The 11,892-nt window shown below is 58.7% G+C and carries 13 protein-coding genes and 1 other RNA gene; 7 read left to right on the top strand and 7 right to left on the bottom strand.

What is annotated here, in order from left to right; translation table 11 throughout:
- The 3 genes from ACGVJ8_RS06385 to ACGVJ8_RS06375 all read left to right on the top strand — a co-directional run.
- The coding region (locus tag ACGVJ8_RS06385; protein WP_392346479.1) for a M48 family metallopeptidase at positions 1-230 on the top strand (230 nt) is incomplete at its 5' end.
- Positions 231-536: 306 nt separating this feature from the next.
- On the top strand, positions 537-1,094 hold the full coding sequence (locus tag ACGVJ8_RS06380) for a DUF1651 domain-containing protein (protein ID WP_392346477.1): 558 nt from the start codon (positions 537-539) through the stop codon (positions 1,092-1,094).
- Between the two features lie 130 nt (positions 1,095-1,224).
- The gene (locus ACGVJ8_RS06375) at positions 1,225-1,470 is read left to right on the top strand and encodes a hypothetical protein (protein WP_392346475.1); all 246 of its coding nucleotides are present in this window, start codon (positions 1,225-1,227) and stop codon (positions 1,468-1,470) included.
- 1,169 nt (positions 1,471-2,639) lie between these two features.
- Here the strand turns inward: ACGVJ8_RS06375 and ACGVJ8_RS06370 are convergent.
- Entirely contained in the window at positions 2,640-2,909 is a 270-nt protein-coding gene (locus ACGVJ8_RS06370; RefSeq protein ID WP_392346481.1) for a hypothetical protein, read from the bottom strand.
- Between the two features lie 65 nt (positions 2,910-2,974).
- On the opposite strand from ACGVJ8_RS06370, the gene ACGVJ8_RS06365 reads away from it, so the two are divergent.
- Together ACGVJ8_RS06365 and ACGVJ8_RS06360 are read left to right on the top strand one after the other, a co-directional pair.
- On the top strand, positions 2,975-4,204 hold the full coding sequence (locus tag ACGVJ8_RS06365; RefSeq protein ID WP_392346473.1) for a glycosyltransferase: 1,230 nt from the start codon (positions 2,975-2,977) through the stop codon (positions 4,202-4,204).
- Positions 4,205-4,235: 31 nt separating this feature from the next.
- Positions 4,236-4,994, top strand: a complete 759-nt coding sequence (locus ACGVJ8_RS06360; protein WP_392346471.1) for a sugar transferase — start codon at positions 4,236-4,238, stop codon at positions 4,992-4,994.
- Between the two features lie 7 nt (positions 4,995-5,001).
- Here ACGVJ8_RS06360 and cbiB read toward each other — a convergent pair whose 3' ends face one another.
- The 5 genes from cbiB to ACGVJ8_RS06335 form a co-directional block, all read right to left on the bottom strand.
- Positions 5,002-6,006, bottom strand: a complete 1,005-nt coding sequence (gene cbiB, locus ACGVJ8_RS06355; RefSeq protein ID WP_392346469.1) for an adenosylcobinamide-phosphate synthase CbiB — start codon at positions 6,004-6,006, stop codon at positions 5,002-5,004.
- 134 nt (positions 6,007-6,140) lie between these two features.
- The gene (gene ilvC, locus ACGVJ8_RS06350) at positions 6,141-7,136 is read right to left on the bottom strand and encodes a ketol-acid reductoisomerase (protein WP_392346467.1); all 996 of its coding nucleotides are present in this window, start codon (positions 7,134-7,136) and stop codon (positions 6,141-6,143) included.
- Between the two features lie 62 nt (positions 7,137-7,198).
- Positions 7,199-7,801 carry an ATP-dependent Clp protease proteolytic subunit gene (locus ACGVJ8_RS06345; RefSeq protein WP_006851781.1) on the bottom strand — a complete coding sequence of 201 codons (603 nt, stop codon included), beginning with the start codon at positions 7,799-7,801 and terminating at the stop codon, positions 7,199-7,201.
- Positions 7,802-7,854: 53 nt separating this feature from the next.
- Positions 7,855-8,523 carry an ATP-dependent Clp protease proteolytic subunit gene (locus tag ACGVJ8_RS06340; RefSeq protein WP_392346465.1) on the bottom strand — a complete coding sequence of 223 codons (669 nt, stop codon included), beginning with the start codon at positions 8,521-8,523 and terminating at the stop codon, positions 7,855-7,857.
- 24 nt (positions 8,524-8,547) lie between these two features.
- The gene (locus tag ACGVJ8_RS06335; protein ID WP_392346463.1) at positions 8,548-9,705 is read right to left on the bottom strand and encodes a PIN/TRAM domain-containing protein; all 1,158 of its coding nucleotides are present in this window, start codon (positions 9,703-9,705) and stop codon (positions 8,548-8,550) included.
- A gap of 39 nt (positions 9,706-9,744) precedes the next feature.
- Between ACGVJ8_RS06335 and hemW the strand changes: the two genes are divergently transcribed.
- Complete coding sequence (hemW, locus tag ACGVJ8_RS06330) at positions 9,745-10,950, top strand: radical SAM family heme chaperone HemW (RefSeq protein WP_392346461.1); 1,206 nt, start codon at positions 9,745-9,747, stop codon at positions 10,948-10,950.
- Here the strand turns inward: hemW and panB are convergent.
- Positions 10,862-11,677: a 3-methyl-2-oxobutanoate hydroxymethyltransferase gene (gene panB, locus ACGVJ8_RS06325; protein ID WP_392346459.1), complete on the bottom strand. Its 816-nt coding sequence runs from the start codon at positions 11,675-11,677 to the stop codon at positions 10,862-10,864. The two genes, hemW and panB, sit on opposite strands and share 89 nt — an antisense overlap.
- Before the next feature lie 43 nt (positions 11,678-11,720).
- On the opposite strand from panB, the gene ffs reads away from it, so the two are divergent.
- An RNA gene (ffs, locus tag ACGVJ8_RS06320) (signal recognition particle sRNA small type) lies at positions 11,721-11,818 on the top strand.
- Positions 11,819-11,892 lie beyond the last annotated feature (74 nt).

The raw sequence follows: 11,892 nt of genomic DNA, 5'->3' as shown, positions 1-11,892 counted from the left end.
ACTTCTTCAAGTCCCACTGGGGGTCGTGCGATTCCCGAGGTCAGTTGCTCTTCAACTGGAACATCATCAAGGCACCTCATGCCATTGCTAATTATGTGGTGGTCCATGAGTTGTGCCACCTGATCTGTCTCAATCACTCTAAGGACTTCTGGGCGTTGGTCGGGCGGTTTGATGCGGCGTTTCAGGAGCACAGAGATTGGTTGAAACGCATGGGAAGGTCCTTGCTCTGATTTTTCTGCTGGTCACCTCTTGAAAGGGACAGCGAACCATGGCTAGAACATATGAACTACTCATCAGGAGGGATCGATGGCGGAAGAAGAATGGGATTTCGTTGATGATTTGAAGAGCACCAGGTCGTCCTGCGTCTGTATGACCTGCCAGCACCTCTCTTATGTTTGCGATCAGCACTGCCACACGTTGCTGACCTGCGATTTTCAGCGTCGTCAGGTTCCACGCTGAGAGAACCTCACCAAGAGGTGCCGCAACTGGATGGTCAGTAGGGAGGCGGAGTTGGGTTGGTGCCCGGAGGTGGCGTGATGAGAGAGGGATGGTTGATAGACGGCGACGACCGTTGGATATGGCGCTTCTGGCGGGATGAGAGCGCCTGGGTGAGAGACCCAAAAGTGCTCCTGGACCATGGGCGCTTGCTACCCGATAGACCTCCGTTGCTGAAGGAGCGTCGGTATTTGCGTAAAGACGCCGCAGAGCAGTTGAGGAAGTCCCTTCAAACGCAGGGGATGGAAACCTCTGAAGGAATATGCGTGGGGTGCTGCTGCGGATGCTTGAGAAGTTCGGCAAGCCGTAAGCACAAATACTCATCAAGCGGTGTTAGACCGGTCGTATCGCATGAGAGCGAAAAACCCAGGAGGTCAAACACTCCTGGGTCTTTTCTTGGAAAACGCTCAGAGCATTCACAGTTCCACCTCCGAATTGGAGAAGGTGGTCGTCGCTTGGGACCGTCATTCCACGCGGCACTTTCAGTTTCCGAAGGACCGATAGGGATACCGGTCCTTTTTTGTGCCCTCCCGAACTTCCCTATTTGCTCCCTAGTCATTCCCTTCTTCCAGGAGGAGTGTGGAGGAGCGGAGTCGTGAGACTCATTACCCCTGGGGATAGGCGCCCAGGGTTTTTTGTGGAGGACCTCAGAAGGGCGGTTATCCCATCAGAAATGTGCCCTCAAGGTACATTCAGGGTCCATAGCGTTTCCTCAATCATTTTTCATCCATGACCGAAGAGAACGCCAACAAGGAAACCTCCAACAAGTGCGGCGGGAAAAACAAAGCGATGCTCGCCTACGGCGTCATCCAAATCTCCGCCACCGTTGTTTCCGCCATCTCCTTGGCAGCAATCGCTCTTGGTCTCTGTGCCGTCAAGCAGGAGAGCAAAGCGTTCAACGATTGTGTCCAAGAGGTCATCGCTGAGGGCAAGACCAACTCAACAGCTGTCCGCTTCTGTAATGGCGGCAACTGAGCGGTAGTTCCACTCGTGCCTTAGTGCTCCGAACCGCCTTAGAGTAGGGATGAGGTCAGAGACCGATTAGGAGACAAACCAGGTCTCAAGGACCTTCAGGGGGGCATATCGCCCCCCTTCTTGTTACTTACGGGCGACCGAACGAGGAGCGGTCCTCACCACCTCCTCTGACGGTTCTCCCACTCCTTACGTGAGAATACCAGGAGGAGGGTGAAGGAGCGTCAAACGAGGGGACGTGATGACCTCTGAGGGTGAGAACCCAGGGGTCTTTTTTTTGTTGTCCTAGGAGGTCCTACGAAGAAGTGGGTGGGTGGATATTGTCTGCGATTTCAGAAAAGCGTCTAATAACGTCTTTAAGGTCCTATTTGAACCGAACTCAAAGAACATCCTCTCCATTTTGAATCAATCAATGCTGAGCGATTGAGCAATCTGAGCTCACCTTCTATGTTGAGCTTTTGTTGATGAGGTATTGATTGCAAAAACGATTCGTCAAACGTGTTGATCAGACAGTATCTGCGCGCTTTGTAGCCTGTTGTTTCTGTTAACCATTCTTGCATTCTCTGTGATGCAGGAAATTAGAAATTCTATTGCTCGCTTTTGCTGAAAGTGCAATCAGTGCTGCTTTTATTGATGGTTTGTTCTCGGTATGGAGTCGATCAAAGATGCGTTTGTCGCCATCCTTTCGGTGAGGTGTAAAGGGTGATCGCGTCGATCGGTTTGGTTCGTTTCAAAATCTCTCGCAACACTTCAAATTGTTGTTGTGATTGATGCTTGTCAGATCGATATGAAGCAGTAGGCAGTGTTGCAATTTTCGTGTTTTTCGTTTCTTGCAATTGGCTGGATCCATCAGTCGCTGCATTCGTTCAATTATGGAGCTTTTCAGGCGTTGATTCGGATCACATCCTAGTTGGTTCAGGACTTTTAAAGTGAATGCATCGTGTGGTGTGCTCAGTTTTTTGATCAACTGCGTTTTGCCAGACCCCGATGTACCTACGATCACAATCATGTGACGAGCCCGACGGCCCTTATTGCTCCCCCTCATTTCGTCGCTTCTCGCGTCGCCGGATGTAATCTTGCATGCTGGAGGTATTCTATTCCTATGCGCATTCTTGCGAGCGCTATGGGCATGGCTTCTGTCCAAATCCTTTCAGTAACTTCTTTTGATCTGCTCAGGAGTGGAACAAAAGCACCAGTCCCTGTTCAACTTGATGAAATTCTCGTTCCTCTCGGCTGAGGTCGAGCCCCACATTGAGCCCTTCTTTGAGTGCGTCCTCAAAGGGCGGTGTTGATGGCGGAGCGCTGTCAATCCAAAGTGCCGCAATACCCACCGCTGTGGCATGCCAACGGAACCGGCGCGTTGTGCCGATGTCCGGTTCATTCAACGCCTCCTCCAGGAGGATGTTGATGGTGAGGTTCGTGCTGGACATGTGCACCAGCATCGTGATCTTGGCCTGCTCCTGCAATGAGCTGAGAGACTTCGTAGCGTTCTCTTCATTCCAGAGGGATGTCCTCGTCTTCGGACCACCTCCCGCAGCGCATCGCTCTGGTTCATGAGTGGTTCTCACTTCGTTCTGTCGGTGGTGCAGAGCAGGTTGTTCAAGAGGTTGATTCCTTTCTGTGCAGCCTCGGCTGTGAGCCGCAGATGGCGGCCTTGATTGACGCCGAATCTCGACGACCGGGCAGTTGGTTGCACGGACGATCCGTCCTCACCAGCCCGATTCAGCACCTGCCTTGGGGTCGCAGCCATGTGCAGCAGTACCTGCCGCTGTTGCCCTTTGCTATCGAACAGATTGATCTCGGCGCCGCTGAGCTGGTGATCAGCAGCAGCCACCTGGTGGCCAAGGGTGTGCTGACGGCTCCGGATCAGCTCCACATCAGTTACGTGCACACACCCGTGCGTTACGCCTGGGACCAGATGCACGCTTATCTGCAGCGTTCGGCGCTGGCTCGGAGTGGTCTAGGCCCTTTGATTCGCTGGCAGTTGCATGCTCTGCGGCAATGGGACCAACTCAGTGCTCAGCGGGTGGATCACCTCATTGCCAACTCCCGATTCACGGCGCGTCGAATCCGCAAGTACTGGGGGAGGGAGGCCAACGTGATCCATCCCCCCGTGGAGGTGGAGCGCTTTCGCTGGAATGCAGATCGAGACGACGTCTACCTCTGCCTGTGCCGTTTGGTCCCTTACAAGCGGGTGGATCTTGTGGTGGAAGCCTTCAACCGCTTGGGTCTACCCCTGCTTGTGGTGGGGGATGGTCCGGAGAGGGCCCGATTGGAAGCTCTGGCTGGTCCCACTGTCACCTTGCTCGGCCGTCAGTCCCAGCAGCAGGTTGAAGAGCTCATGGCCCGTTGTCGGGCATTTGTGTATGCCGGCCTGGAGGACTTCGGCATTGCCCCGGTGGAAGCGATGGCGTCCGGAGCGCCGGTGATTGGGTTGGGGCGGGGCGGTTTGTTGGACACGGTGCGTTGTGCGTCCGCCGGGCTCCGGGAGCCCACAGGAGTTCTGTTCCCGGAACAAAACGTGGAGTCGTTGGTGCAGGCCGTGGAGTGGTTTGAACAAGAACGGATTTGGCGTTCTCTGGATGCAGAAGCCATTCGTGGGTGGGCCGAGCGCTTCAGGCCGGAAGCCTTCGCGGCGCGCTTTGAATCGGCTCTGCGAACAGCTTGGAGCGCCCATCAGCGGGGCTGTGCCGTTGCAGCGAGTGACCCTGCGGAGATGCTAGGGCTGCGCCTGTGACGTTGAGTGTGGTGAGTCCCATGTTGAGCCTTTGACCTCGGCCTCCCGGCCATCCTTGATTCAGACCGCAGGGCGTGCAGCTCGCCGTTGCAGGTGCAAGCCCCACCTTGCGCTGATCTCAGCCCCGCCATCGGTTCTGTCGACCGGCACGCTGATTCGCCATCAGAACCGTTGGGGCCGAGTCTTCAAGCGCACCGGAGACATTGTTTTTTCTCTCGCCGTACTCAGCATCGGTTCACCGGTGTTGCTGGTTCTGGCGGGATTGGTGAAGCTCAGCTCGCCGGGGCCTGTGTTTTACGTCCAGCGTCGGGTGGGCCGGAGCTACCAACGTTTTGGCTGCATCAAGTTCCGCACCATGCGGGCCGATGCGGATGCCGTTCTTGCGCGTGTTCTGGAGGCAGATTCCTCGCTGCGTGCTGAGTTCGGGCGTGATTTCAAGCTGAAACGTGATCCCCGAATCACTCCCGTCGGCCGTTTCCTTCGCCGCTCGAGTCTTGATGAGCTGCCGCAGTTCTTAAACGTTCTTTGTGGGGAGATGAGCGTCGTCGGTCCACGCCCAATCGTGGAAAAGGAACTCGTTCGTTATGGCCCTTATATGGATGAAGTTGCCTCGGTCCGCCCGGGGTTGACCGGCCTTTGGCAAGTGAGTGGCAGGAACAACTTGAGTTACAAGAAACGGGTCAAGCTTGATCTGGCCTATGCCCGTGGTCGTTCGTTTGGTCTTGACTTTGCCATCATCCTGCGCACGTTTGGTGTGTTGCTCCTACCGATGGATCGCGGTGCTTACTGACTTGTGCTCAGCGGGTGATAGCCAATTGGATGATCCCAAGAACACTGAGCCAGACGATCTCCAGCCGGCTTGATGCCTTCAGAACAGCTCTGACCAAATGCACATTTGCAGTTGGTTGACCAGCCCCAAGCACAGGTTTCTGTACCAAGCGCTCTCCATACCTGTTTTCGCCGCCAAGTTGGATCCCGATGCAGTGGGCGTAAATCGCTTCCGAACGACCTGCATTGGGGGATGGATCCGCAGAGCCATCCCGTTCTGCCGCTTGCACCCGTTGCACCCACTGCGTCCAGGGTGGGCAGATCAGGGGCAGCGTCAGCATGACCAGACGACAGGGCAGCCAGGTGAGCAGATCATCGAGGCGTGCGCCGGCTGTCCCCAACCAGCGCAGCCGGCCGCTGCGGTACCCAAGCATGGAATCCAGCGTGCTGCTGGCCTTGAATCCCCAGGCCAGCGCCAGGGGACCAGGGCCAGAGGGCATGACCATCCACAGCAGTGCACCGATCCCCATCCAGAACAGCGGTGCGAACACGCCATCAACAGCATTTTCTGAGGCTGTTTCAGCTGCGGCCCTGAGCAGTCCCGTGGGATCCAGGCTCTCAACGTCTCGTCCCACGATCCAGCCCAAGTTCCGGCGGGCTGGATCGAGATCTCCCTCCGCCGCTGATGGCAGCGCATTCAGCACCGCAAGCACGCTGTCCCTGAGGCTGCGAGCCGCCAGGGCGCTGGCGAGGCTCAGGGTCAGTATCGGAATGCTGAGCCATCCCCATGGGGATGGAAGCCACAGCAGCCGCTCCAGACACCAGCCCGTCAGGACGCTGCCAAGCACCAGGATCAGGCTGATCAGGCTTCCCCCGATCCGCAGCTTCATCGGATGGTCCCCCGCCCATGGCTCGACCCAATGGCGCAACTGCTGAATGCTCCACCCCATCACCACCACGGGGTGGAGCAACCGGCGCGGGTCACCGATCAACTGATCCAGTAGTGCTGCCCCAATCACCAGCAGGCCTCCCATCGCTTCTGAGGTCATGGGAGGGGCGTGGCCAGAAACCAACAAAAATCCCCGCTCTGCACCGTTAGGGCAACAGAGCGGGGGGTGCGGTGAGTGCTGGTGTTTGATCCCACCGGGTGTTCAGCGCTTGCGCTGAATCAGGCGTCCTTCAACCAGCTGAACATCGAGCGCAGGCCTTTGCCTACTTTCTCGATCGGATGCTGAGAGTCACGGTCGCGCACCTTCTTCATCTCTGGCTTGCCGGCTTCGCATTCGGCCACGAAGTTCTTGGCAAAGGTACCGTCCTGGATGTCAGCCAGAATGCGCTTCATCTCGGCCTTGGTGTCGGCGGTGATCAGACGGGGGCCGCTGACGTAGTCGCCGTACTCCGCGGTGTTGGAGATCGAATCGCGCATGGAGGTCAGTCCTCCCTTCACCATCAGATCCACAATCAGCTTCACCTCGTGCAGGCACTCGAAGTAAGCCAATTCGGGCTGGTAACCCGCTTCCACCAGGGTCTCGAAACCAGCCTTCACGAGTTCGGACAGACCGCCACACAGCACAGCCTGCTCACCGAACAGGTCGGTTTCGGTCTCTTCCTTGAAATTGGTCTCAAGGATGCCGGCACGGGTGCCACCGATTCCCTTGGCATAGGCCATCGCCATGCCGCGGGCGTTTCCGGAGGCGTCCTGTTCGATGGCGAACAAGGCGGGCACACCCTGGCCGTTCTGATACTCCCAACGCACGGTGTGGCCAGGGCCCTTCGGGGCGATCATCACCACATCCACATCAGCGGGAGGCTTGATCAGCTCGAAACGGATGTTGAAGCCGTGGGCGAAGCTGAGCACCTTGCCTGCACTCAGGTGGGGTGCGATTTCATTCTTGTAGACGTCCTTCTGGAATTCGTCGGGCAGCAAGACCATGATCCAGTCAGCCTTGGCTGAAGCATCGGCCACGCTCAGCACTTCAAGACCATCGGCCTTGGCTTTCTCCGCGGAACGGCTGCCGTCATAGAGGCCCACAACCACGTTCACGCCTGAATCCTTCAGGTTCAGAGCGTGGGCATGACCCTGAGAGCCATAACCAATGATGGCCACGGTCTTGGTGTTCAGCAGACCGAGATCGGCGTCGGAGTCGTAAAAGAGCTGGGCCATCCGGGGCGGGCTTGCGGAACACTGCAGTGGATGAGTTTACGCAGCGGCCTGCCCCGTTCGGTTCAGGCCTCGTTCGGATGGGAGATGACGCGATCGATCAGGCCGTACTCCTTGGCTTCTTCGGCACTGAGGAAGTAGTCCCGGTCGGTGTCCTTCTCGATCTTCTCGAAGCTCTGGCCACTCATGTCGGCGAGGGAGCGATTCAGCATCTCCTTCATCCGCAGGATCTCCCGTGCTTCGATTTCGATGTCACTGGCCTGGCGACGGCTGGTGCCGCCGAGGGGCTGGTGAATCATGATCCGGCTGTGGGGTAGAGCGACCCGCTTGCCCTTGGTGCCAGCGGCGAGAAGAAAGGCGCCCATGGATGCAGCAAGGCCAACGCAGATGGTCACCACCTCGCTTTTGACGTACTGGATGGTGTCGTAGATCGCCAGTCCAGCCGTGACGGAGCCACCGGGGGAGTTGATGTAGAGGTAGATCGGCTTGCTGCTGTCTTCCGAGTCGAGATAGAGCATCTGGGCCACCAGGCTGTTGGCGATGCCGTCATTGACCTCAGAGCCAAGGAAGAGGATCCTCTCCACCCCGAGACGGGTGTAGATGTCGACCCATCGCTCCATCTGGCTGCCGGGCAGGCGGTAGGGAACGCTGGGGGTACCGATCGGCATGGTTCAGAACGTTGAAGAAAGAGGTGCAGGAGGGTTGGATCTGATGCCGTCGGTCAGACGGGGGGATTGCCAGGCAGGTCTTTACGGCTGGAGAGCACGCGGTCGATCAGTCCGTACTCAACGGCTTGTTGAGGCGTCAGGTAGCTCATCCGGTCTGAGTCCTTGCTCAGCTCCTTCATAGAACGACCTGTGTTGGTGGAGAGGATTTCCAGCATCGCCTGCTTGTTATGCAGCACTTCTTTGGCCCGGATCTGGATGTCCGTCGCCTGGCCGCGGGCGCCGCTGCGGGGCTGGTGCAAAACGATGGAGGAGTGAGGCAATGCGGCCCGTTGACCTTTAGTTCCTGCCGAAAGGATCACCGCCGCCGTGCCCATGGCCTGGCCGATGCAGATGGTGTGCACCGGAGGCTTCACATAGCGGAGGGTGTCGCAGATGGCGAAGGCTTCAGTCTCAAAGCCAATGGCATCACCCGAGTACCAGCTGGTGCCTGTGGAATTGATATAGAAGTAGATCGGCGTCTCTGGGTTGTCGAACTCCAGATAGAGCAGCTGAGCAATAATCAGCTCAGTCACGTCGATGCCCATCTGACGCTTGGCGTCGTCGTCAGAGAACAAGGGCAAGCCCAAGTAGACGATCCGCTCTTTGAGCAGGAGTGACGGAAGGTCAGGTGGTGGTGTGCGCATTACGGTGCTGTCGCCGTAGTACGGGGCCGAAGTTGTCATCTCCACCATCGCGGTGGGGCGAGCCTAGCCGGGGTCAGCGGGCTTGCGGTTGCTGGTTTTGGCCGGTTTTCCCTGACTTTTCGATTTGGTTGAAGGCTTGGTGTCGGTTGATGCATCGTTCTCGTCTAACCGCGCAAACACCATGCGCCCGGTTGGTGTTTGCAGGGCACCGGTCACCACCACCGGTTTGCGTTGGCCGATCAGCGATTTCGCCTCGTTGACCACCACCATCGTTCCGTCATCGAGGTAACCGACACCCTGGCTGTCCTCCTTGCCCTCACGCACGATCTTGAGTTTGAGCTCGTCGCCGGGTTGCACTTCAGGCCGCAAAGCGATCACCAGCTCACTCAGATTCATCACCTTCAGGTCTTTGACCTGGGCAACCTGCGCCAGGTTGAAGTCTGCGGTCACCAGCGTGCCGCCGGTGTCAGACGCCAACTGCAGCAGTCGGTCGTCCGTTCCCTTGCCGTCGTAACGGGTGCTGTTGATCACCAACCGCCGCCCGTAGGTTTCCCGCAGATCCTTCAGCAGCTTCAGGCCACGTCGGCCCTTAGCCCGCTTTTCGATGTTAGTGGAATCCGACAGCTGCTGCATCTCACCGATCACCGATTCAGCAACGATCACCTGCCCTTCCAGCAATCCGCAGGCGAGCATGCCGCGGATCCGGCCATCGATGATCACGCTGGTGTCCAGGATCTTGGCTGTGGCGGGGGTCAGCACCCCATCGGCCACCAGCAACGCCTCCGTGCTGGCGGGATTGAACAGGCGCAGCAGTGTGCGGCCGTGAACTTCCGCCAGGTTGCTTCCCAGGATTCCAAAAAAGACGTTGCTCACCACCGCCAGAAGGGGTTTGAGCAGAACAATTCCCCCGGAGAACGGAAGCAGCAGAACGGGCAGCAGCAGCAGGTTGGCCACCAGCAGCCCCAGGATCAGGCCGACAGCCCGGCTCACCAGCAAATCGGTGGGCATGGTGCGCACCTGTTGCATCAGGCGCACCCGCAGCTTTTTGAACACCAGGCCTGCGATCAAGCCAATGCCACCGCCAGCTGCGCTGAGCTGGAGACGCAATTGTTCAGCATTGGTGGTTGCACTCACCAGGCCGTCGGGCAGCAAGTGAATCCCCATCCACCCGGCAGCTGCACCGGAAACCAAAAACAGAAGCAGGATGAGCGGATCCACCATGGGTTTAGGTCGTGGTAGCTCGATCCGGATGCCAGAAGCATGCCTTATCCCATCCCGCCCCGCAGCGTCTACCTCCACATTCCCTTCTGCCACCGGCGCTGTTACTACTGCGATTTCGCCGTTGTTCCCCTGGGGGACCAAGCCCGCGCCGACCAGGGACCTGGCAGTCGCTCGATCCGTGAGTACCTGAGCCTGCTGCATCGGGAAATCGCCTCTGCCCCAAGCGGTCCGCCCCTATCCACGGTGTACATCGGCGGGGGGACGCCATCGCTGTTGTGCCCTGATCAGATCGGAGCACTGCTCGATGCCTTGGCCAACAAATTTGGTCTTCAACCGGGTGCGGAAATCACCCTGGAGATGGATCCGGCCACCTTTGATTCCACGCAGTTGGCCTCTGTACTGGCCCATGGCGTGAATCGCATCAGCCTGGGAGGGCAGAGCTTTGATGACGCGGTGCTCCAACAGCTGGGGCGTCGGCACCGCCAGAGCGACCTCCATGCGGCGATCGACTGGTTGCTTCAGGCTTGGCGCGATGGCGCGCTCCGGTCCTGGAGTCTCGATCTCATCCAGAACCTCCCGGGCCAGACCCTGGCCGGGTGGGATACGCAGTTGGATCAGGCCATTGCCAGTCAGGCCCCACATCTCTCGATCTACGACCTTTCGGTGGAACCGGGCACGGTGTTTGATCGCCAACGCTCGCTTGGCCTGTTGAAGCTGCCGGAGGACGACCTTGCCGTTGCGCTGATGCAGCAAACCACGCAACGGCTGGCGGCTGCCGGCCTCAGCCGCTACGAGATTTCCAATCACGCCCGTCCGGGTCATGCCTCCCGTCACAACCGGGTGTATTGGAGTGGTGCCGGTTGGTGGGGATTTGGCATGGGAGCGACATCAGCACCCTGGGGAGTGCGTTTGGCGCGACCCCGCACCCGCGTTGCCTATGCGGCATGGCTGGATAACCCTCTTGAGGAACCACTCGCCGCGGCTGGTCTCCCCGTGGATGATCAATTGCTAGTGGGTCTGCGGCGCCGGGAAGGAGTGACCCTTCAAGGTCTTGATGCCGATGCCCTGGTTCGACGTTGGCAACCGTTCGTTGAGCGTGGATGGCTGCAGCGGCGGGCAGGCCGTTGGTGCCTCACCGACCCCGAGGGCATGGCTCTCAGCAATCAGGTGCTGATTGAGGTGATTCTGTGGTGGGAGGAGTGTGGTTCCGGGTCTGGTGAACCCAACCCTTCAACGCGTCGATGAACAAGCGGCGGCCATCCACGAGCGCTGGGCTGAAGGGAGGTTGTTTGGCGGTAAGTCCCAGCAGGTCTGCCGTGACGCGCACTTGTCCGTCGCAGCCGTCACCTGCTCCGATGCCGATGACCGGGATGGTCAGGACCTGCTGCACCCGGCACGCTAGCTCCGATGGAACATGTTCAAGCACCAACGAGAAGCAGCCCTTCTGCTCGAGGGTGCACGCCTGCTCGATCAGGCGTTCTTGGCTGATGGCGTCCGTGGCCTGGCGGCGGTAACCCAAACGATGCACGGCCTGGGGGGTGAGGCCCAGATGTCCCATCACAGGAATGCCCATGCGCACCAAACGGTCGATCACGGCGACGACTTCGGGTTCCGCTCCCTCCAATTTCACCGCCGCAGCGCTGGACTCTTTCAGCAGGCGCCCTGCAGCTGCCACGGCGCGGTCTTCGCCACATTGGTAGCTGAGGAAGGGCAGGTCACAGACCAGCAGGGGCTGATCGGCCGGCATGGTCGTCAATCCCCGTGCAACAGCCTGGGTGTGATGGAGCATTTGGTCCAGACTCACCGGGAGAGTTGTGGCATGGCCCAGCGCCACCATCGCCAGTGAATCACCGATCAGCAGCACATCTGCACCGGCGGCTTCGGCCAGAGCCGCAGAGAGGCTGTCCCAAGCGGTGAGCACGGCGATGGGTTGGCCCTTCTGTTTGAAGCGGGTCAGATCAGAAGGACGCATGCAGCTTCAGAACCCTTCGGGGGCTCATTGCTAGCATTCTACCGATTCGGGCCCATGCGGCTCTGACGCCCAAATCTGGTCAGGACCGGAAGGGAGCAGCCACACGGGATGCTCAGGGCAGGCGTGGGTTCCGGGTCACCACCTTCAAATGAGCCGTCAGACTGCAGGTTCTGACTGGGCTCTCACACCGTGCCGTTGTCCTGTTGCTGACGGCG

Source organism: Parasynechococcus sp. (assembly GCF_042954245.1).
In the GTDB taxonomy this organism is placed as follows: Bacteria; Cyanobacteriota; Cyanobacteriia; order PCC-6307; family Cyanobiaceae; genus Parasynechococcus.
Note: the sequence above shows the minus strand (reverse complement) of the source record. Positions and strands in the feature narration are given on the sequence as shown.